Genomic DNA, 21,666 nt, shown 5'->3' with positions numbered 1-21,666 from the left:
CAAAAAGCTGAGGCCGCAGATTTATTTGCTCAGCCCGCGCTTTGCGGCCGCCAGCTGAGTTGCGGATTCCTCCAATCGATGCCCTCGAGCATGTAAGCCATCTGCGCCAATGAGATCGATACCGCACCGTCCGACGCCGAAGGCCAAATGAACTTGCCGCGGTCGAGCCGCTTGACATAGAGCGACATGCCCAACCCGTCGTGCCAAAGAATCTTGACCAGATCGCCGCGGCGACCGCGGAATATGTAAAGATCGCCTGCATGAGGATCGCGCTTCAGGCTCTCCTGAACCGCCAGTGCCAGGCTTTGCATGCCGCGGCGCATGTCCGTGTGGCCGGTCGCGATCCAGACCCTGACGCCGCTGGGAATCGGGATCATCGCGTTCGTCCATCCGCCAAGGCCGCAACAGCTGCCTTCACCGTTGACGCATCGACCGCGCCCGTGATCCGCATACGAGCCCCAGCAGCAAACTCAATCTCAATTGCGCCGCTGCTCGCTGGTCCAATCGGATCAGACGTCACCTCTGGATCTGGGACCAACTTCGCTGGGACGAAGCCCAATTGTGTGCCGGTGGCATCCTTTGGCTCGGGATGAAAAGAGCGGCGCCATCGCAGCAGCAGCGACCGCGAAAGGCCGTATCGCCGTGCCGTTGCCGTAACCTGGCGGGGACCCTGAAAGCTCTCTACAACGATCTTGAGCTTCTCCTCCTCAGACCAGCGCCGTCGCCGGCCCGTGTCCACCACCTGAAGCCGCTCGACTTGGGCGCTGCGCCTATCACTGTCCATAGAGACAGGTTCTTAGTCCCCAAGCCACTTCGCAAGGCGGCCGCCGCCGGAGGCGTACCCTCAAACCGACCCTATCAAGGGTACGCCTACACCGGAGGAACGTGTTCAATGGCCTCAATGAACAGCACGCAGGTTCGAATATTCTCGTGAGAAAGACTTCAAGATAGCTCTTGCTGCGAACCTAGCGAAATTTTCGCACAAAAGCTGCAAGATATCGCAACGAACGCCGCCAATCCTCCCGGGTAAATGAGTATCCGATGTCCGCTTGCACGATTTGACGACGTTTCGTGCGAGCTTGGAGTTGCCAGTGAGTTCATTTACTTGCTGAGCTCCTATTCAGTGCCCTTCGGGACGTTTCCTCCCTGACTTGGCCGCGCGGTATCTCGCGCGGCCTTTTTTCTCAATCGGTGAATAGCTGATTGCCCGGATTTGGAAGCCGCAGGAGCAACGCTATGACGCCGACCGCCGCGCAAGCCACACAAGACTCGTCTAACCTGCGCTATCGTCTGAAGGACCGATCACTTCTGCGGGAGGCCTGCTACATTGATGGCGCTTGGGTCGGCTCACCTCGCCTTTCGGTAAATAATCCGGCGACTGGCGTCGAGCTCGCCAAAGTGCCGCAGCTCTCAGCCGACGACTGCACGAGAGCCGTGGAGGCCGCCGAACGAGCGTTCCCTGCATGGGCTAAGCTCACAGCCAAGCAACGCTCGAACATCCTGCGCAAATGGTACGAACTGATCGTCGCCAATCGCGAGGATCTCGCGCTAATCCTGACCTCCGAGCAGGGCAAGCCGCTCTCCGAGGCGCTAGGCGAGGTCGATATCGGTGGCGCCTATGTCGAGTTCTATGCCGAAGAGGCGCGCCGCGTCTATGGCGAAACGATTCCCTCGCCGCGCCCGGATGCAAGGCTGCTTGCAATCAAGCAACCGATTGGCGTCTGCGGCGCCATCACGCCGTGGAACTTTCCCAACTCGATGATCACCCGCAAGGTCTCGCCGGCGCTCGCCGCAGGCTGCACCGTGGTGCTGAAGCCGGCCAGTGAGACGCCGCTATCGGCGCTTGCGCTTGCCGCGCTCGCGGAGAAGGCGGGCGTGCCCAAGGGCGTCTTGAACGTCATCACCGGAGCGTCGCGGCCGATAGGCAAGGTTTTGTGCGAGCACCCGGCCGTGCGCTTTGTCGGCTTCACCGGCTCGACGGAGGTCGGCAAGATACTCTACCAGCAGGCCTCCGTCGGCGTGAAGAAGCTCGGCCTCGAGCTCGGCGGTAACGCGCCTTTCGTGGTGTTCGACGACGCCGATATCGATGCCGCTGTCGAAGGCGCGATCGTGTCGAAGTATCGCAACATGGGTCAGACCTGCGTCTGCGCCAACCGCCTCTACGCACAGGCGGGTATCTATGAGGAATTCGTGCAGAAGCTCTCGGCCAAGGTCGCGGCGATGAAGATCGGTGACGGCACCGAGCAAGGGGTTGTGCAGGGGCCACTCATCAACATGGAAGCTATCGACAAGATCGAGCGTCACATCGCTGACGCGGTGGAGCGCGGCGCCAGGGTCGTGACCGGCGGCAAGCGGCATGCGCTGGGTCGCTCGTTCTTCGAGCCGACCGTGCTCGCCGATGTCAACGCGGACTCGTTGGTGTCGCAGGAGGAAACCTTCGGCCCGCTCGCACCCGTCATTCGCTTCAAGGACGAGGCCGACGTCATCGCGATGTGCAACGCCTCACCGTTCGGCCTTGCCTCCTACTTCTATTCACGCGATCTCGGCCGCGTCTGGCGCGTCGCCGAAGCACTTGAATCAGGCATGGTCGGCGTCAACACGGGCCTCATCACCACGGAAGTCGCGCCCTTCGGCGGCGTCAAGGAAAGCGGCCTCGGTCGCGAAGGTTCGCATCATGGCCTGGAAGAGTATGTCGAGATCAAATACGTGATGATGGCCGGTCTCTGAGCCCTGTGATCTAATGGCGACGAGTCCGTGTCTCGCGATCGCCATATTTGGGGTTTTGGCGGTAGTGTTGTCCTCTCGGCCGGCTGTAATTCGAAAACGTTAGCTGCTGTCCGGTGAACGGGTCGTATTGCCGGCATGCCACGTACCAGCGGGCGTGGCGCTTTCCGGGAAGCTGCTTCTCCTCAGATTGCTGGCACAAACATCATTTCTAACACACCCAACGCTTGAAAATGGGTTGAGGTTGTCAGGTCGGCAGTTGAGGAAGTTGTGAGTTGCCGCGATTCGACCTACGGTTCAGGCGTACGTTCAAGTGGTCTCTCGATCCGCCGCAGGCAGCGCCATCAGGCAAAACGGCAGCCAAGCCAAGAAGAGAGGATAGAAGAGGAGGCCAGCAAGCACGCCTTCGGCTGCTGTCGTGGAGGGGCGGTCGCGTGTTACGCTATCCGCAACGTGCCTATTCGTCCTAAAAGCATTGAAATCGATGATGGTCGCTGACATCTCTATAACCTGGTGTTTCCGTGCCAATCTCTCGATAGCGGGACGACGTTAAGGCCGACTCTATCTGCTTGCGGTCACGTGATGCCGTCGCGCGCGCGGCGCACTATTCAGCATCACATTCTTTTGGACGGACTCGCCAACGGCGTGCCAGAACCAACATTTTGTGCGATCACTCTCCATCCGTGATCCTGCAAGCGAACGACGCACCACTATCACGCAACTCGCGGCCAACGTACCATTCGAGGTCAGCGACCTGCCGCGCCTTGAGGCGATTGACGCATTTTCTGGAGCAAAGAGCCTTTCGCCAATTGTAGTAGCGGACCAGCCCAAACTGTCTCCCGCAAATAGCGCAGCACCGAGCTGAGCCTTGGCGGGAATTATCGAAGCCATTGCGCATTCTCGCCTCCTGTAGACGTTATGCCTTCGGCACTTTCAACCTGGTTACATCGCCCCCGCTCTGCTCGCGGCGCGTGTTACTGGGGTGACGCAGAGCATCGACGCCCACTGGGCCCGCATCACCTCTTGCCAGTGTGGCTCGACGTCCATCGGCAAGCTCCACCGGTCCGGGCAGGTTTTACCCTTGGTTAAGTGGCGATTGGTGCAATAAACGGCGCGGTCGCGAATAAATCCTGCAGCTTTCATCCAATCTTCGATGGAATCAGACGGATTGAGGCGTTGCGCGTATGTAAAGCCGCAGTTTCAGTCGCCGAGCAGAAGCCTCTGTTTCGGGATGAGGATTCGCATTCTTGGGGCTCAAGATTGCAGCATTCCATCAGGCCAGCAAGTCGGCAGCTTCCCTGATGCCGGCGTAGATTTCGTCAAGATCTGCCGCTGTCGTACAATATGGCGGCATCACATAAATCGTATTTCCAAGGGGGCGCAGCAGCAGATTGCGGTCGCTAAACAAGCGCTGAAGACTGGGACCAATGCTCGCGAGATAACCGCTATCAGCGGATTTCAGCTCGAGCGCTGTGACGGTCCCCGTCTGACGGACATTGTCAAATCGAGAGTCGATACGAAGTGGCGCGATAGCGCGCTCCTGCAAGTTTGCAATCGACCTTACGCGTTCGCGCAGCTCTCCGTCCTGCCAGAGCTCAAGATTGGCCCTTGCAGCCGCGCATGCGATGGGATTGGCCGTATACGAACTCGAATGAAAAAATGTGCGCCTACGATCTGTCGAATAGTGCGCTTTGAATATATCGGCCCGGCACAACGTCACCGCGAGTGGCAAAGCCCCGCCAGTCAGGCCTTTTGAATAGCAGGCAATATCAGGCGTAACGTTTGCCTGCTCGCAGGCGAATAGAGTGCCGGTGCGGCCCCAGCCGGTCATCACCTCATCGGCAACGAACAGGACGTCCAAGGATTCGCAGATTCGTTTCATCTCCTTGAGTACCCGGGCCGGGTACATCAGCATTCCGCCCGCTCCCAATATCAGCGGCTCAACTATGAAGCAGGCGGGGCTTTTGGTCCGACATACAGACTCGAGCACGTCGAGCGTTCTCTGCTCACACCCCACTGCGGGAAATGGGATTACGCTCACATCGAACAGCAGGGGCTCGTACGCCGTGCTGAACACGCCACGGGCGCCGACCGACATCGCTCCTATGGTGTCGCCGTGGTAGGAGTGTTGCATCACCGCAACATTCGTGCGACGTCTGCCGATATTGAGCCAATAGCCGAGCGCCATCTTCAGCGCAACTTCCACGCTCGTGGAGCCGCTGTCGGAGAAGAACACATAATCCAGTCCACTAGGTGTGAATTTTAGAATCTGCGCGGCAACATCCTCGGCCGGATCATGCGTATAACCAGCGAAGATGACCTGATTGAGCTTGCCGGCCTGCTCCTGGATCGCGCGCACGATATGCGGATGGCAATGACCGTGAGTCACAACCCACCAGGACGAGATTGCATCGATGATACGGCGACCATCATCGGTATAGAGATAGGCGCCCTCACCGCCAACAATTCTTGTCATCTCCCCCTGAAGTGCGTGTTGGGTGAACGGATGCCAAATTGGCGAGCGCCTCCCTTGCATCAGGTCAGGAAATCATCGCGGAGAAAGGACTCCTTGAAAGCGAGTTGCAGGCTCTCGGAGGTCAGGGGAGAAAGCCATGGCAAACGTCCCAACCACCGCACCCGTCCCATCTCGCAAACTGCGCTCTCACTCTCCGGATTCTTTTCACCAATGAAAGCGATCCCAAGGATGCGAATCTGACGCCTTCGAAGCGCCTCGAGCGAGAGCAATGAATGATTGATCGTGCCTAACCGAGTGCTCGCGCACAGCACGACGGGAACCTGCCATTGTTCAAAAACATCAATGTAAAGTCTGCCGTAGTTCAGCGGCACCATCACGCCACCGGCGCCCTCAATCACGAGCGGCCGGTCGTTCTTCTCCGGTAGCTTAAGCAAATCGACATCGATCCGAATGCCGTCGATTTCCGCCGAATGATGAGGGGAGGCGGGCGTTCGAAGGCGATAGAGCTCCGGAAGGATCCGATCTGCGTCCAGACAGCCCAGTCGCTCGACGAGCTGGGCGTCGGTCTCTCCTTCCAGACCGGCCTGAACGGGCTTCCAATAGTTCGCGCCAAGAAGATTGGCGAGCCCGGCTGAGAAGACCGTCTTCCCGATGCCGGTATCCGTGCCTACCACAACGATCTGCCGGCTCATCGCGCTTCACCTGTTGTCTCCTCGAACAAAGCATCGAGCATTGCACGCACGTCATCCTCCGCTACGTTGTTTGTCAGTGATATTCGCAGGCGAGCGGTGCCCTCCGGCACGGTAGGGGGCCGAATTCCTCGGATGTCGAAACCGCGCGATTGAAGTCTCGATGCCAGCCGCATCGTGCACGCGTTGTCGCCAACGAGGTGGGGTATAATTTGTGACGACGAGCGACTTCGCCACCCCCGCAGACGCATTTCCCTGTGCGTGAATGCGACCAAACGCGCCAGTCGTTCTTGATGCTGAGGCTCCTGTTCAAGGACCAAAAGCGCCTCTCGCACGGCCACGGCCATCAATGGTGAGGGCGCGGTCGCGAAAATAAAGGGACGACAACGGTTGACCATAAAGTCGCGCAATACACTGGGAGCCGTGACCAGCGCGCCGGCAGCGCCCAGTGCTTTACCGCAGGTGTGGACGATAAGGAGATTCTCGCGTCCTTCATACGATGCCGCGACCCCTCTCCCATGGGCGCCATATACACCAGTTGCATGGGCCTCATCGACCAACAGGAACGCGTCATATCGGTCGGCAATTTCAACCAGATGTTTGAGGGGTGCGAAATCGCCATCCATACTGTAGAGGCTTTCGACAACGATCCACACCCGCCCGCTTCCGCCCTGCACTCTCCAGCGACGAATGGTGACTTCGACCAGCTGCGGTTCGTTATGGCCAGCGAGTTGGCAGCTCGCTCGGCCGGCGCGTGCCCCCTCATGGATACTGGCGTGCACAAGCGAATCCAGGACGACCAAGTCGCCCCGCTGCGGCAGCGTGGTCAGAACTGAATAATTTGCAATGTAACCGCTGCCAAAGAAGAGAGATGCCTCCGCCCGGAAGAACCGGGCTGCCTCCGCTTCCAGAGCCTCGTGCTCCTCGCAATTGCCCCGCAGAAGCCGCGATCCGCCCGCACCAAGGGGGTCCGCGTTCGAGCGCAGCAGCGACCGCGCTTTTGATGCGCGGCGCATTCGCCAGCGCAAGATAATCATTCGAGGTGAAATCGATACCTGCGCGGGCTTTGAAACCTCGCAGCCGGTGGTCGCGCGCCAGATGCTCCAGGTCCGCGACGTAACTGCTAAGTTTGGACACGCAGACCGGCAGCATGCTAGTTCCCACTGGAGCCTTTCAGGCGACACCGAGCAATGAGAGCGTTTCTCAACCCGACAAAATCCGGTTATCCCGATCAACTTTCACGACGTGCGGGCTAAACGTTCGCGCCTCATTGTCGTTGAAGGAGGCGTATGCCACGATGATGAGCTTGTCTCCTGGTATGGCCAGCCGTGCGGCTGCAGGCTGCGGTCGATCGAGATCGCGCCGTCAGGGTGCAGATCGGCATCGGTCACAGAGGCACAATGGATCTTCCCCTTCATCAATGTAACATGCATGTCCCACCTACCACGGGAGGTCGCGCCCGACCAGTTGCAGCGTCAGCTCACTTGGACAAGCCAGAAGCGATGCCGAGCCTGCTCAACAAATTTGTGTCCCGATGAGCTTGCGGATTGTTCGTGGTCAACAGCATGTCGCCGATGAAGATGGAATTGGCACCGACCAAAAAGCACAGCGCCTGCAGCTCATCGCTCATATACTGCCGTCCGGCCGACAGGCGCACGACGCTCTTCGGCATCATGATCCGGGCAGTTGCGACCAGACGGACAGTCGCGATCGGATCTGGTCGTGCTGACCGGAACGCCCCTCACTTCATTCCACAAGTTGATTGGCACGCTTTCCGGATGAGTCGGCAGATTGGCAAGCAACAGCAGCATTCCGATTCGATCTTCAATGTCCTCCCCCATCCCGACAATGCCGCCGCTGCAGACCTTGATGCCGGCTTCGCGAACATTTGCCAGTGTGTCAATTCGGTCCTGCAGGCTTCGAGTGGTGATGACCCTGGCGTAGAACTCCGGCGAGGTGTCGACGTTATGATTGTAGAAGTCGAGCCCCGCTTTCGAGAGCCGTGCCGCCTGTCGCCTGTCCAGCATGCCGAGCGTGACGCAAGTTTCGAGTCCAAGCGCCTTCACCGCGCTCACCATATCGCACACCTAATCGAGATCTCGATCTTTCGGACTGCGCCAGGCCGCGGCCATGCAGAAGCGGGTCGCCCCAGCGTTCTTTGCGGCTTGAGCGGCAGCGGCCAGCTGAGCTCGATTCATCAGACGGGTGGCCCTCACGCCGGCGTCATAATGGGCGCTCTGCGAGCAATAGCCGCAATCTTCGGGACAGCCTCCGGTCTTGATACTGAGCAGGGCCGCGGTTTCGACGCGGTTTGCATCGAAATGCTCGCGATGAATGCTCTGTGCTTGAAACACGAGATCAGCGAAAGGCAAGCCATACAGGCTTTCGGCCTCTGCGCGCGTCCAATCATTGCGAACGGACTGCCTGGAGCCCCCCGCTTTCGCTCCCACTGCTAGACCAACTTTCACGAGGCTCGCTTCTGCATCGATGATCCAGCGATAGATATCCTGGATAATTATCGATAATTTCCCGTCCGGATGCTCAAACAACAGCTGTGGCGAACGTGCTTCAGGCTTGCGGCACGCCGCTAGCTACCGCTCGCGCCACTTTAAGGCTGCTGCGATGCGAAAAGACCGCGAAAGCCGCGCGACGATCGCAGAAATCCTGCGTGACCAAGCACTTCCTAGCCTTCCGACGTCGCACCACCACATGATAGATAATCTCGGTGAACGGTGAGAACACGACAATCGCTGAGCGCATCGCCAACGCGATCGGAGAGCGGATCATCAGCGGGGCATTGCGGCCCGACGCACCGCTACGTCAGGATCATATCGCGCGGGAATTCAGTTCAAGCCAACGTTCCGGTGCGCGAGGCGTTTCGACTACTCGAAGCCAGACATCTCGTTGTCACTATTCCGCGCCGAGGCGTGCGCGTGGCTCCGCTGGATACCGAGTCCGTAAAGGAGATCGCCGGTCGGGCAGCGCTCGAGGTGGTTGCGCTGCGCAACTCAGTCTCAAGGCGCACATCTCACGGTTTTGGAGTAATCGAGCTGGCTTTGATTGATGGAGATAAAGCCCGGACCGTCGAGGAGTTCGAGAGGGCAAACCGTGCGTTTCACCACGCCCTGGTGGCGCCTTGCGGGATGCCGCGACTGCTTGCGAGTCTTGATGGATTGCAGCTTGCGAATTCCCGTTTGGTGTTCGCCATCGCACGCAGTGGCGGCTGGAGACCACGATCGAACCAGGATCACCGCCTGATTGTACAGGCGCTGCGCGCGTACGACGTCGATCGAGCTTGCGATCTGCTCGCTCGCCATATTCAGACGATCGAGCGGCTTTCTATTTCAGCGACTGCACGCGGAAGGCGATTAGGCGCGCCTATCGCATGCGCGCAGGAATACTGATCTGCTGAGCAGCGAGTGATGCGAGCGCCATTGCAGCCCTCGCCGAAGATCGTTATCGGACCTTCTTGCGATATAAACCCAGGTCTCCATGATTCGTCACATCGTCCTGTTCAGCGCCAAAGATCACGCCACGATAGACCAGATCATCGCGGGCCGTTCCGTTCTCACTCTAATCCCGCATGCACGCCGGCTCGAGATCGCTCGCAATCGCAAGAGTGACCAACTTGGCAATGATATTGACGTCGTCGTCTATGGGGAGTTTGACAACGAGACGGAACTCGCAGCGTATAAAGCGCATAATCTATATAGGGAGTCGGTCAGGCGCGTACGACCGCTGAGAGAGATGCTGTTTGCGGCCGATTATGACGAAGCAATCGATGCCCATGTCCGCCCAATCGCGGCGGTCGGCCCGCTCGTTCCGCGCAATGATGGATGAGATTATGCAGGAGATCAGCGCGACGAGCTTGATGAGCCCAGGCATGCGGTCATTGCCTCTGCCTGGCTGTCAGGGTCGAGCTCCACTGTGCGCCGGCGTCTGATTTGGCTGACAACCGATGCATATTCGCGAATTGCAGTGGATCGAGCCTATCCAAGCGATGCGGCGGCTGGCAGATCGGGCGAATCTTACCTTTCTAGATAGCGCTGCCGGGCACGAGGCGCTTGGGCGCTACTCATATCTGAGCTGCGACCCATTCAGCACGTATATGGTTGAGGATGCACAGGCGAGCTGGAATGGCGCGGTCGTCAAAGGCGATCCGTGGGATGTCTTGCGCGGTCTGCTGGCCAGATATCCGCAGGAGCATTGTTTCGAACTCCCGCCCTTCCAAGGCGGCGCGGCCGGGTTCCTCGGTTATGAGTTGAACAGGACTCTGGAGCGTATGGCAGCATCCGCGAGTTCGGGGCAGCGCTTGCCTCAGGCGATCTTGCACTTCTATGACGTGGTCGTCAGCTTCGATCATCGGTTTAAGAGATGTTTGATCGTCTCTACGGGCTGGCCCGAGCAAGATCCTGCAGCACGCGCCGAGCGCGCGCGCTGCAGAGCCGATGAGGTTGCTGCGCTGCTTGCCGCCCGAACACCGCCGCCGGCTCCGCTCCCAAGCGCAGTGGTCGCATGGGAGTCCAATTTTTCGCGCCGGGATTACGTTGCGGCAGTGGAGCGCGTGATCGAATTGATTCTGGCAGGCGACCTCTTCCAGGCGAATATTGCGCAGCGGTTCACGGCGCGCCTGCCGGACTCCTTCGATCCGGTCGCCCTCTTCCATCGCCTCCGGACCCTGAACCCTGCTCCTTTTGCGGCGCTCTTGCGCTACGGCAAGCTCACCATCGCGTCGAGCTCACCGGAGCGATTTCTGAAGCTTGACGGACGGAATGTCGAAACGCGCCCCATCAAGGGCACGATCGCGCGTTCCGTTGATGCCAAGGAAGACCAGCGCCGGACGGAACTGATCTTCCCCCGAAAAAATGGACAGGGTTAAGCAGCTTTTAGCTGCATCTCGATCGGGCTGATATAGCCGATCGCCGAGTGGCGACGAATACGGTTATAGAAGCCCTCGATGTAAGCAAAGATATCGCGTGTTGCCTCCTGCCGTGTTGCGTAATGCCGGTGATGGATCGGTTTTGAGCGTGTGAAAGAAGCTTTCCATTGGGGCATTATCATAGCAATCGCCCTTGCGGCTCATCGAGGCCCTGAAGCCGGCGGACTGGATAAGCTTACGATAATCCTCGGAAGCATATTGAACACCCCGATCGGAATGGTGGATCAGGCCGCGGCCAGGCCGCTGCGCCGAGATGGCCATCTTCAATGCTGCCAAGGGCAGGTCGGCGCGCAGATGGTCCTCCATCGCCAGCCGACAATCCTGCGACTATACAAATCCATGACGGTGGCCAGATAGAGCCAGCCCTGATCGGTCTCGACGTAGGTGATGTCGGCGAGCCAGACGCGGTTTGGCGCGGCAGCTACGAAGTTCCGATTCAGCAGGTTCGAGGCGATCGGAAGGTCGTGCCGGCTGTCGGTGGTCCGCACCCACCGTGGCCGCGCCATGATGGCCCGGATCCCGTGATGGCGCATCAATCGCTCGATGCGACCGCGGCTCGCCCCGCGGCCCTGGGCCTTCAGTTCGATATGGATGCGGGGACTGCCATAGCGTCCATAGGCGTCGCGATGGACCCGCTTGATGTCGTCGACGAGCTCACGATTGGCGGCCGAGCGTCGGCTCTCCGGGCGCGAGCGCCATGCGTAATAGCCGGCCGGCGATACCTCGAGCACCTCGCACAGCATCCTCACCGGATAATCAGCGCGGCGATCTTCGATGAAGCGAAATCTCATTTCGGAACTCCAGCAAAGATCGCGATCGACTTTTTTAAAATGTCGCGCTCCATGCGCAGCCGCTCGTTCTCTCGCTGCAAACGAGCGATCTCCGCCGCGTGGTCCGCCGACGGCAGCGTCACCTGCGTTGTGGGGCGCCGCGACGCCGCCGTCGGCTCCCGCCCAGCCCCACGAAGTTCAACCCAGCGCCGTAAAACCGAATCGCGAAGGCCAAGTTCCTTGGCAACCGATCCGATCGAGCGGCCACTCGAAGCTACAAGATCGACCGCTTGCCGCTTGTAGTCTTCCGTAAACGACCGACGTTGACGTTCTTCCATCTGACACCCTCTTGGCTCTCCGAGCCTACTACAGGTGTCCATCAATTCGGAGGAGGTTCAGAACTCCTCTGTGCGTCCGAAAAGGACCGCGCCGAGAACGTCATGATCGTCGACCCTTTTGCGTAACGATCTGTCGCGCGTGTGCACCGCGCATTCCGTTGAGGCGCCGGTGCTTTGCGGTTTGGAGTCTTACGCCGCGGTACACCATCTCACGTCGGTCATCACTGGTGAGCTTGCGGCGCGGGAAGACGCTGTGACGCTTCTTAGGGCCTGCTTTCCTGGGGATCCATTACGGGAGCGCCCAAGGTGCGATCGATGGAGATCATCAGTGAAATCGAGCAGGTGGCGAGAGAAGTCTATTGCGGCTCGATTGGCTTTATTGGCTTCAGCGGGCACATGGACACGAACATTGCAATCCGCACCGTCACTGTCAGCGATGATCTGGCGGTAGTTCACGCAGGGAGCGGCATAACGGCGATGTCAGACCCCGGGGCCGAATACAAGGAGACGATCGCCAAGGCGCAACGCATCTTGGACGCATTTGACAATGACAGTCACGGTGCATCATGATTCTCATCATCGATAACTACGACTCTCTCGTTTTCAATATTGCCCGCTACTTCCACAAGCTTGGCGAGACAACCGAGGTGATCCGAAACGACGCCATCGGCATCAGCGATCTTGTTGACCTCAGACCAAGCGCCGTTGTCATATCGCCGGGCCCATGCACACCAACGGAGGCCGGAATATCGACTGCCGTCGTCCGGGAGCTCTCAGGTTCCGTTCCAATTCTCGGTATTTGCCTCGGACATCAGTGTATTGGGAGTGTTTTCGGCGCAAGTGTGGGACGTGCACGCCGTCCAATGCACGGCCGATCCTCATCCATCGCGCATGACGGTCGAGGATTGTTCGATGGACTCCCCTCTCCACTTCAAGTCGGCCGCTACCATTCCCTCATTGTCGAACTGGACGGTTCGTGCGCGCCTGATCTTGCGGTGACGGCGCGCTCCGAAGAGGGCGAGATCATGGCCCTCGCGCATCGCGAGCAACCAACCTACGGCCTGCAGTTTCATCCCGAATCAATACTGACCCAAGACGGCCATCTGCTGCTGGCGAACTTCTTGCGGCTCGGATCCAGGCCGACACCTTCGAGAACGCGTCCTACCTGCTCCGCTCACGCTCCGGGCTCGGGAAGCGCGCCAGGAGCGCTCGGCCTCGGCCGCCAACCCGTGACGTAGATGGCGATTAGCCAAAGCACGGGCAACAATATGAGCAGCGATGCCACCGCGGCGATCGTCGGATCGATTTGGTTTCGCATGTTCTCCCACATCTTCAGCGGCAAGGTGCGGATCGAGAACCCACTTACCAGGGACGTCTTCACCACCTCGTCGAACGAATGGATGAAGGCGAATAGCGCACCCCCGATCACGCCCGGCCGTATAAGCGGCAACGTTACCCGCCTGAAGGTTTGCAGCGGCCCGGCCCGCATGCTTTGCGCTGCTTGCTCCAACCGTCGGTCGAAATTTGCCAGCGTCGCCGAGACGATCACCACGACATAGGCGCTCGAGCCGATGCTGTGGGTCAGAATTATACCGGTTTGCGTGCCGATCAGTCCCAGATTGAGCAGCCCGAGATAGGCTGCAATGCCAACGACGATGCTTGGAAATGTGATTGGCGCCAGGATCACCATAGTAAGGGAGCTGCGCAACCGCGAAGAGCTACGGTTGAGGCCATAAGCCGCGAGCGTCCCCACAACCGTCGAGAGGATGGCGACCGCAATCGCAATTTGGATGCTGGTCCAGGCAGCCCCGGTCCAGGATGGATCGCCGAAGAAGGACCGGTACCATTTTAGCGAAAGGCGCGAGGGTGGGAATTCCAGGAATGTGCCGTCGCTGAAGGACATGATAACGACCACAACGCTCGGAAACAGCAGATAGAACATGACCAGTCCGACAAACACGGCACCCACGATTTTCCACCACGGGCTCTCGCCGCGCGCCTGGTAGAGCTTGGCCGTCCAGCGCTTCGCACGATAAGGACACGCCAACTCATCGAGATAGCCTGTCAGGGAGCCGAATGATGGAAGTCCGCTGCTCCAAGCCACTCGACCGGCTCGGGCTGCGGGGACCCGCGTCCCAGAAAGATCGAGGCCAACAACTGAGAGCACGACCGCGGCGATGCCCAGGAGAATGAAAGCCGAAGTCGCAGTATATGCCATGTTGAAGGAGCTTGCGACTTGCGCGGCAATGAAATTCGACAGCATGGCGTCACGTAATCCGCCCAGGGCCGCTGGTGTGATGTAGAAGCCGAGACAGAGCACGAAGACGAGCAATGACCCGCTACGAACGCCCGGCAGGCTCATTGGGAAGAAGACACGCCAGAAGGCGGCAAGGGGGGTCGCTCCCATACTGCGAGCGGCTGCCATCAGCGACTTGTCTATGCCCATCATCACGCTGACCAGCGGCAGAATCATTACGGGCAGCATGATATGCACTATCCCGACATAGACGGCCATGCGACTGTAGATAAGCGGCAACGGGCTGGAGATCAGGTGCAGCTCAAGCAGCAGGTTGTTGATCAGGCCGCGGTCGCCGAGGATCACAATCCATGCATAAGTGCGCACCAGGAGACTGGTCAGATACGGAATGACGACGAATATGAGGAGCACGGTGCGCAGGCGCTTCGAGACGGCAGTGATCAGGTAAGCCGTGGGGTAGCCGATGATGAGACAGATGGCGGTGGCCACCATGCTCACTTCAATCGTCTGAAAAAGCACGCGGACGTTCGCCCGCTGACGAAGAAATGCCTGGTAATTGACGAGCGAGAAGTCAGGCGCGTTGAGGCTGGTCAAGAAGAGCAGAAAGATGGGTATGCCGAACACAACAAGCAGGATTGCGAAGGCAGGTACGGTCAGCCCGACAGGCATTCGCCCTAGCTTTTTAAATCGTTCCATCGGCTTGCTCCCTCCCCGCTATTTTGCGACGAAGCGCACGTCGGAACGCAACCAGTGGAGCTGGACTTTGTCCCCGGGCCTGAAGATATCCTGGCCCGCTGCAACATGCTCGCGGACGATGAGCACGCTACTCGCGACACGTACCCGGTATTTGCGTAAAGCTCCCGCATAGACCATGTCGTCCACAGTGCCGGTGACGGACTGGCGCAGAGTAGCATCAGCGCAAGGCAATTCTGCTCCAGCGGTAAGACGCACACGTTCAGGTCGGATCATGGCGATCGTGCCCGCTGGCTGTGCTCCCGAGGATCCGACCTTGAAACAAGCATCTTCAAGGCAATTGGATTCGCCCAGAAAATTGGCGACAAAGCGGGTCGCCGGACGATCGTAGAGCGCCTCGGGCGTATCAGTCTGCTCGATTTGACCCTCGCGCATAACGACAATGCGATCCGACATCGTGAGCGCCTCCTCCTGATCGTGCGTCACGCAGACGGTGGTGATGCCAAATTCTTTGTGTAGGCTCTTGATCTCGCTTTGCATTTGCTCACGCAGATTGCGATCGAGCGCACCGAGCGGTTCGTCAAGCAGCAAGATCGGCGGGTCGGCAATCACGGCGCGGGCAAGTGCTACCCGTTGCTGCTGACCGCCACTCAACTGCGAGGGCATGCGGTCACCAAAGTCGCCGAGGTGTACGCGTTCAAGGATACGGTCAACTCGCGCTCTCCGCTCGGCTGCCTTGATGCCGCGCGTCTCGAGCGGAAACTCGAGATTCCGGCGAACCGTGAGATGCGGAAACAGGGCATAGCTCTGGAAGACGATGCCCTGGTCGCGACGGTAAGACGGAACTGCCACGACCGATTTTCCGCAGATCGTGATGTTTCCCTTGGTGGGCGCTTCGAAGCCGGCGAGCAGCATCAAAGTTGTCGTCTTGCCCGAACCGCTGGGGCCTAGAATGGTGAGGAATTCGCCACGATAAACGATCAGAGACACATCCCGCAGCGCGGTGATGGGACCATACGTCTTTGTGACATTGCAGAATTCGATCTGCGCTGGGATCAACGTTTGCTCCGCTGATTCGGTCGGGGATATTGGAATGCGCACCAACTCGGGAGTCATCTATCCGATAATTGGCTTGGCGAGATGCTCGCTTCGGTACCTCGCTGGAGCGCTCTGATCTTCCGCATCATGACTGGCATCCATCAGAGCAGAACCCATTCGTTCCAACGCTGACGCAGGCGCTCGGCATTTGAGAGGCCTCCCGAACCGATCTCGCTGTACCAGCTCGTATTCAGAGGAACGCTGGTCGCCAGGTAATCAGGATGGCTGGAGAGTTTGCGGGCCATATTCTCCGGGATCGTCTTGAACGCGTTTCGGTTGGTTGGACCGTAGGACATCCGCTGGGCAAAGGCGGCCTGGCGGTCCGCGCGCGTGGCGAATTCGATGAATTTCTGCGCGTTCGCCGCGTTAGGGCTCCCCTTCGGGATCGTCCAGTAGTCCCATATCAGTTTGGAATGCTTTCGATTGATCTCGAGTGGTGCGCCCTGGTCCATCAAGAGGGTGACGCGACCATCAAACGCATTTACGAGATCAGCGGTCTTGTCGTGCATGATTTGTTGGATCTCGGATCCAACCGTCCACCATTTGCGGACGTGCGGCTTTATCTTGTCTAGACTGGCAAAGACGCGGTTGATGTCCATCGGGTAGAGCTTGTCGACAGGAACGCCGTCTGCCAACAGGGCTTCCTCCCAAGGGCCCTCGGATCCGCGTTGACCTGACTGCAGCACGCGGACACCCGGGAAGGCCTTGACGTCCCAAAACTCTGCCCAAGAAGTTGGCCGTGGTCGGCCGGCGGGAAATTTCTGCGTATTGTAGACCATGACATTGGCGTAGATGAGCGCTCCAACGCCGAACGGGTCCTTGGCGAAGTCGACGATAGCTTCGAGTTCCTCTTTCCGGTAGATGGAGTAGTCGATCGGCTCAAGATAGCCTTTCGCGCTTGCAACACGCGTTGAATTTGCGCTGAGGTCCATGACATCGACGGTGACGTTCTTGGTGGTCACCATTAGCTCGACCTGCGCCAACGTGGAATCGTCGGTGATCGAGGTCACCTTGATTCCTATTTCGGCTTGGAATGGCTTGACGTAAGCCTCGATGTTTGCCTTGCCCCAATCACCCCCGCCAACAGCGACACGCAGTTCGTCGGTTGGCCGTGCAAGAGCGCGACCAAAGGTGGAATTCAGTGCGCCAACTGCCAGAGCTGACGAACTCACCTGCATGAGGTGTCTGCGGTTTACCAAAGAGGCCATTCCTTACGCTCCAAAGCTGAAATTGCTGAATTCGTTTGGAAGTCTGCATTTTTGGTTTTGAGCCAGAGTAGTGCGCCCTAGAGACAGAATCCTTCAAAGTCCTGCTTTTGACCACAGAAATTCTGCGCTTCGGACTGTATTCTTGCGTTTTCAGGGGCAGCGGGCGGGTGCATTCCATCGGTGGTACGCAACACAGCTTGGGCTGACATGGGGGTAGGGACCTTCATCAAGCTCTGCCCTTGGCCCGCCGCAGGCCACCGCCAAAGTCTCGCCTTGCTCCTACGATCCACGTCAGTTGGACTCAAAGGTGGTTCTAACCGCCTTCACTGACGCCATGATGCATCGATGCACTTCCTGGACCCGTCTTGTATCGTGAGTATCGGGATGTGAGGTGAGCCAGTAGCTCCGTACAAATCGCACATCAGGAAGCAAACGCTGCAGCTCGGGATAACTGCTGGCGGCATAATCGTGCAAAATTCCAACGCCATGCCCGCTTCGTATGGCCTCGATCTGGGCAACCACACTTCCGCATTCGTATCGCCGCGACATCAGCGTCCCAAGCACTGAAGCGTAATCCAGAGCCCGGCTGTAGGCGAAGTCCTCCACATGGGTAACGAACAGCCGGCCTGTCAGGTCAGACTGTTTTTCAATGGGACCTTCACGCGACAGATAGCTCTCGGCTGCATAGACGCTGAGGGTGTAATCGGTCAATTTCGATAGGATCAATCGCCCCTGCTTTGGCCGGTCGAGTGTAATCGCGATATCAGCCTCTCGACGCGATAAGGAAAAGGTGCGTGGCAGCGGCACGAGCTGAATGATCAGTCCCGGATGTTTGGCCGCAAGCGCCCCCAGTTGATCGGCCAGAAAATAGTTTCCGAGTCCATCGGGCGCACCCACGCGGACTGTGCCAGTGATCGCTTCGGCAAGGCCGGCGATGCTGGCGCCCACTTTGAGAAATTCGCTTTCGGCGCGTTCGGCTGCTGCCACAAGGGCTTCGCCCGCTGCTGTCAACACGCAACCGGACGAATGGCGCTCAAGGAGCTTGACCTTGAGACTCTTCTCCAGCGCCGTGACTTGACGCGCAACAGTCGCATGATTCAGCCGCAAATGCTTTGCCGCTTTCAAAAATTGACCGGCACGCGCGACTTCCAGGAAGATGCGGACCCTCTCCTAGTCCATGGACGACACTTTCTGCACAACGGAGCCGCGAATTCGGTCGTTGATGCGCAAGTTCATGCGCTCGTTATGCGATGCGATCAAGCGATTTGCAGAGGAGTACTGACGTGTCCGCGACCATTCCGAATTTCATCAATGGCGAAGTGGTGCAGAGCAGGAGCGGCAGGACTTCGCCGGTGTTCAATCCCGCAACCGGCAAACAATCGGGAACGCTGGGCCTTGCTTCAGCGGACGAGGTGGGAGCTGCTGTAGCTGCCGCCCGGGCCGCCTTCCCGGCTTGGGCCGCTACGCCTCCGCTCCGGCGAGCGCGGATTCTCAACCGCTTCTTGCGCATTCTTGAAGAGCGGATCGACGAGCTCGCCATTGCCATTACAGACGAACACGGCAAGGTTCTATCGGATGCCAAGGGCGAGGTTCAACGGGGAATGGAAGTGGTGGAGTTCGCCACGGGCGCGCCGCAGCTTTTGAAGGGCGAGATCACGGAAAACGTAGGTTCGCGCGTTGACAGTCATTCGCTGCGGCAGCCGCTAGGTGTCGTGGCCGGCATCACGCCGTTCAACTTTCCGGCTATGGTCCCAATGTGGATGTTCCCCATCGCTCTCGCCTGTGGCAACACATTCATTCTCAAACCTTCTGAACGCGATCCGTCTGCTTCGCTTATCCTGGCGAAATGGCTTGAAGAAGCAGGCCTGCCCCGCGGCGTCTTCAACGTCGTGCAGGGCGATAAGGAAGCGGTTGACGCGCTTCTTACACATCCTGACGTTGCGGCCGTCAGTTTCGTCGGCTCGACGCCAATTGCGCGCTACGTCTACGAAACCGCCACCCGGCATGGCAAGCGCTGCCAGGCCCTCGGCGGAGCCAAGAACCACATGATCGTCATGCCGGACGCCGACATGGATCAGGCCGTGGATGCCCTCATGGGCGCTGCCTATGGCTCGGCGGGCGAGCGCTGCATGGCCATTTCAGTCGCAGTCCCGATTGGCGAGACGACTGCCGAACGCCTGATCCAAAAGCTGGCCCCGAAGATGCGGGCATTGAACATCGGTCCCGGCACCGATCCCGACGCCGAGATGGGTCCCCTGGTGACCAAACAGCATCTCGAAAAGGTTCGCGCCTATATTGACGCGGGGGTTGCCGAGGGGGCCGAGCTCGTCGTCGATGGCCGCGATTTCAGGCGGCAGGGTTATGAGAACGGCTATTTCATTGGGGGCACGCTTTTCGACCGGGTCACGACAGACATGAAGATCTATCGGGAAGAGATCTTCGGCCCGGTGCTAGCGATCGCTCGCGCAAATTCATACGACGATGCAGCCGAAATGATCAACCGCCACGAATTTGGCAACGGCACCGCGATATTCACCCGTGATGGCGATGCGGCGAGGGAATTCGCCCATCAGATTCAGGTCGGTATGGTCGGGATCAATGTCCCGATTCCTGTCCCGATGGCTTTTCATTCGTTCGGCGGCTGGAAGGCGTCCCTGTTCGGCGACCACCACATGCATGGTCCGGAAGGCATTCGGTTCTACACTAAACTGAAAACAATCACGACAAGATGGCCCACGGGTATTCGGGCCGGAGCCGAATTCGTCATGCCTACGATGGGATGACGTTTTTCAAATGGCCAACAATTTGCTCCGGGGGCGCTCGAGCGCCCCGGAGCGCAATGTGCCGCGTCCAAGACTTGGCGGAATCAGGCTCCGGTCCCGAATGGATCTTATGAGGCTTTTTGCGGTGCACGAGCCCCAAGCGTGGGATCGGGACTCACCTGCACCAGCATCTTGCCAAAGCTGTCGCCGCGCAGCATTTCGGCGAAAGCGCTCGGGATGGTCTGCAATCCTTGGCGGATATCCTCGCGGTACTTGATCTTACCTGCATTCACCAGAGGCGCGACATAGGCCAACATCTCGTCAAGCTGTGCCGCGAACTCGCTGACTGCGAGGTTGCTCACCCTCACGTCCCGCGCCTTGAAAATCGGTTCGCCCAATTCCATCAGCGCTGCGCGCCTCCCGACGCCTCCGTCCTCGTCGCCATAATGCGCGATGAAGCCGCAGATAGTCATTCGGGCGGGCCGATTGAACAGCGGAAGCACCGCCTCAAACACCTTGCCTCCGACATTCTCGAAGTAAACGTCAATTCCGTTTTGGCAAACAGCAGCAAGATCCGCCGACAGAGTGGGCGAAAGGTGAGAGACGCAGGCGTCAAAGCCCAGTTCATCGATCACGAACTTGCATTTCGCATCATGGCCGGCGATCCCGATGACGCGGGCGCCCCGCTGTTTGGCGAGTTGTCCGGCAATCTGGCCAACCCCACCCGAAGCCGCCGATACCACGACTGTCTCGCTCGCTTTAGGCGACGCCATCAGGTCCATACCGGCATAGGCGGTCAGCCCCAGCAAGCCAAGCACGCCGACCGACTGCGAGATGCGTCCCAGCGACGGATCAAGCTGGCGCGGGGCCATGTAGTCCGGCCGCCAGACGCCCTCGCCCATCAGCGCATATTCGCTCCAGCCATTGGTGTTGAAGACGAAGTCGCCCGGGGCAAATCCGCTCATCCGAATCTCGATAACCTGAGAGACCGTTCGGGCATGACACGGCGCGCCGGCCGGACCGGTGCGCTCCCGCTGGTAATATACTTGATAAGGATCGAGAGACACATAGATCGTGCGGGTCAGCGCCTGTCCCGAAGCCGGCACCGGGATCGCGCCCTGCTTCAGCACAAACGTGTTCTCCTGTGGCCATCCAATGACCGGCTGCTCAGGCAACGTCCAGTATCGATTTCTCATATCTCCTCACTCCTTCCCGGCATCGCCTGATGTCTTGAGCGTCAATCCTCAACAGCTCAGTAGAATTCAGTGACCCGAGCACCGCCGGCTCATTGTCTCAGCGAGCAGCCGCCTCACGATCAGCGCCGCGGCGCAAGTCCTACAGTTTGCGATCAGGTCCTCGGACCAATGACAAGCGAGCATTGCGCCAGGATCGGACAAACTCCCAAAATCAGCACAGCTGACCCTCATAATAGCGAAACTCGACATGTATTTCGGCGATATTCGACGGCAGCATGCGTATTTCCGGCGAAAATCCGTTCGCTCGCTATTGATACCCGCCGCCCTTCCTGATCGTGGCGAGCGCGGCTGGCGAAATCTTGAGAAGCAGTGACGGATGTTCAGGGCTGACGAGCCCGCCGGCGGGTCCTGTTAATGGTAACCGGCATGAGGCCCCCACCTCGCCATCGCGAGGTTCGCCTGCGATACAGCCTGGCATGAGCTGATCGGTGGAGGTGAAGCGATGGCAAATGCCAT

The 21,666-nt window shown here is 59.0% G+C and carries 13 protein-coding genes and 8 pseudogenes; 7 read left to right on the top strand and 14 right to left on the bottom strand.

Annotated elements, in window-relative coordinates; translation table 11 throughout:
* Positions 1-29: 29 nt before the first annotated feature.
* Positions 30-377, bottom strand: a complete 348-nt coding sequence (tnpB, locus tag IVA82_RS47280) for an IS66 family insertion sequence element accessory protein TnpB (protein ID WP_256469853.1) — start codon at positions 375-377, stop codon at positions 30-32.
* Positions 374-727 (bottom strand): annotated as a pseudogene (locus IVA82_RS48760) (transposase); the annotation flags it as partial. The pseudogene IVA82_RS48760 and the gene tnpB, both read right to left, overlap by 4 nt.
* Positions 728-1,236: 509 nt before the next feature.
* On the opposite strand from IVA82_RS48760, the gene IVA82_RS47270 reads away from it, so the two are divergent.
* Entirely contained in the window at positions 1,237-2,727 is a 1,491-nt protein-coding gene (locus IVA82_RS47270) for an NAD-dependent succinate-semialdehyde dehydrogenase (RefSeq protein ID WP_247494003.1), read from the top strand.
* Positions 2,728-3,997: 1,270 nt separating this feature from the next.
* Here the strand turns inward: IVA82_RS47270 and IVA82_RS47265 are convergent.
* The 5 genes and pseudogenes from IVA82_RS47265 to bioB form a co-directional block, all read right to left on the bottom strand.
* Positions 3,998-5,263, bottom strand: a complete 1,266-nt coding sequence (locus IVA82_RS47265) for an adenosylmethionine--8-amino-7-oxononanoate transaminase (RefSeq protein WP_247494009.1) — start codon at positions 5,261-5,263, stop codon at positions 3,998-4,000.
* Positions 5,260-5,892 (bottom strand): dethiobiotin synthase, encoded by a 633-nt coding sequence (bioD, locus tag IVA82_RS47260; protein ID WP_247494002.1) that lies wholly within the window; start codon positions 5,890-5,892, stop codon positions 5,260-5,262. Before bioD ends, IVA82_RS47265 begins: the two co-directional genes overlap by 4 nt.
* Positions 5,889-7,041 (bottom strand): annotated as a pseudogene (locus IVA82_RS47255) (8-amino-7-oxononanoate synthase). The gene bioD and the pseudogene IVA82_RS47255 overlap by 4 nt, the downstream one beginning before the upstream one ends.
* A gap of 51 nt (positions 7,042-7,092) precedes the next feature.
* A pseudogene (locus IVA82_RS47250) lies at positions 7,093-7,322 on the bottom strand (aspartate 1-decarboxylase).
* 47 nt (positions 7,323-7,369) lie between these two features.
* Positions 7,370-8,339, bottom strand: a pseudogene (gene bioB / locus IVA82_RS47245) (biotin synthase BioB).
* Positions 8,340-8,608: 269 nt separating this feature from the next.
* On the opposite strand from bioB, the pseudogene IVA82_RS47240 reads away from it, so the two are divergent.
* From IVA82_RS47240 to IVA82_RS47230, 3 genes and pseudogenes are all read left to right on the top strand, one after another.
* Positions 8,609-9,293: pseudogene (locus IVA82_RS47240) on the top strand (GntR family transcriptional regulator).
* 88 nt (positions 9,294-9,381) lie between these two features.
* Complete coding sequence (locus tag IVA82_RS47235) at positions 9,382-9,729, top strand: Dabb family protein (RefSeq protein ID WP_247494001.1); 348 nt, start codon at positions 9,382-9,384, stop codon at positions 9,727-9,729.
* A gap of 118 nt (positions 9,730-9,847) precedes the next feature.
* Positions 9,848-10,768, top strand: coding sequence for a chorismate-binding protein (locus tag IVA82_RS47230; protein WP_247494000.1), 921 nt, complete (start codon positions 9,848-9,850; stop codon positions 10,766-10,768).
* Here the strand turns inward: IVA82_RS47230 and IVA82_RS47225 are convergent.
* Positions 10,765-11,936 (bottom strand): annotated as a pseudogene (locus IVA82_RS47225) (IS3 family transposase). The gene IVA82_RS47230 and the pseudogene IVA82_RS47225 overlap by 4 nt on opposite strands.
* A 63-nt stretch (positions 11,937-11,999) precedes the next feature.
* Here IVA82_RS47225 and IVA82_RS47220 point away from each other — a divergent pair.
* Together IVA82_RS47220 and IVA82_RS47215 are read left to right on the top strand one after the other, a co-directional pair.
* A pseudogene (locus IVA82_RS47220) lies at positions 12,000-12,506 on the top strand (chorismate-binding protein); the annotation flags it as partial.
* Positions 12,503-13,066: pseudogene (locus IVA82_RS47215) on the top strand (aminodeoxychorismate/anthranilate synthase component II); the annotation flags it as partial. The pseudogenes IVA82_RS47220 and IVA82_RS47215, both read left to right, overlap by 4 nt.
* A gap of 44 nt (positions 13,067-13,110) precedes the next feature.
* Here IVA82_RS47215 and IVA82_RS47210 read toward each other — a convergent pair.
* The 4 genes from IVA82_RS47210 to IVA82_RS47195 all read right to left on the bottom strand — a co-directional run bounded on the left by IVA82_RS47210 (position 13,111) and on the right by IVA82_RS47195 (position 18,350).
* Positions 13,111-14,889, bottom strand: a complete 1,779-nt coding sequence (locus IVA82_RS47210) for an ABC transporter permease subunit (RefSeq protein WP_247493999.1) — start codon at positions 14,887-14,889, stop codon at positions 13,111-13,113.
* A gap of 18 nt (positions 14,890-14,907) precedes the next feature.
* Positions 14,908-15,945, bottom strand: coding sequence for an ABC transporter ATP-binding protein (locus IVA82_RS47205; protein WP_247493998.1), 1,038 nt, complete (start codon positions 15,943-15,945; stop codon positions 14,908-14,910).
* Between the two features lie 140 nt (positions 15,946-16,085).
* Positions 16,086-17,192 carry an ABC transporter substrate-binding protein gene (locus IVA82_RS47200; RefSeq protein WP_247493997.1) on the bottom strand — a complete coding sequence of 369 codons (1,107 nt, stop codon included), beginning with the start codon at positions 17,190-17,192 and terminating at the stop codon, positions 16,086-16,088.
* A 291-nt stretch (positions 17,193-17,483) separates the two neighbouring features.
* Positions 17,484-18,350 carry a LysR family transcriptional regulator gene (locus IVA82_RS47195; protein ID WP_346659695.1) on the bottom strand — a complete coding sequence of 289 codons (867 nt, stop codon included), beginning with the start codon at positions 18,348-18,350 and terminating at the stop codon, positions 17,484-17,486.
* Between the two features lie 125 nt (positions 18,351-18,475).
* Between IVA82_RS47195 and IVA82_RS47190 the strand changes: the two genes are divergently transcribed.
* Positions 18,476-19,975: a CoA-acylating methylmalonate-semialdehyde dehydrogenase gene (locus tag IVA82_RS47190; RefSeq protein ID WP_346659694.1), complete on the top strand. Its 1,500-nt coding sequence runs from the start codon at positions 18,476-18,478 to the stop codon at positions 19,973-19,975.
* 107 nt (positions 19,976-20,082) lie between these two features.
* Here IVA82_RS47190 and IVA82_RS47185 read toward each other — a convergent pair whose 3' ends face one another.
* Together IVA82_RS47185 and IVA82_RS47180 are read right to left on the bottom strand one after the other, a co-directional pair.
* Positions 20,083-21,150 carry an NADP-dependent oxidoreductase gene (locus IVA82_RS47185; protein WP_256469852.1) on the bottom strand — a complete coding sequence of 356 codons (1,068 nt, stop codon included), beginning with the start codon at positions 21,148-21,150 and terminating at the stop codon, positions 20,083-20,085.
* A gap of 307 nt (positions 21,151-21,457) precedes the next feature.
* The coding region (locus IVA82_RS47180; RefSeq protein WP_247493993.1) for a hypothetical protein at positions 21,458-21,666 on the bottom strand (209 nt) is incomplete at its 5' end.

The organism is Bradyrhizobium sp. 142 (assembly GCF_023074015.1).
Lineage (GTDB): Bacteria > Pseudomonadota > Alphaproteobacteria > Rhizobiales > Xanthobacteraceae > Bradyrhizobium.
This window is presented reverse-complemented; position numbering and strand designations above follow the sequence as displayed.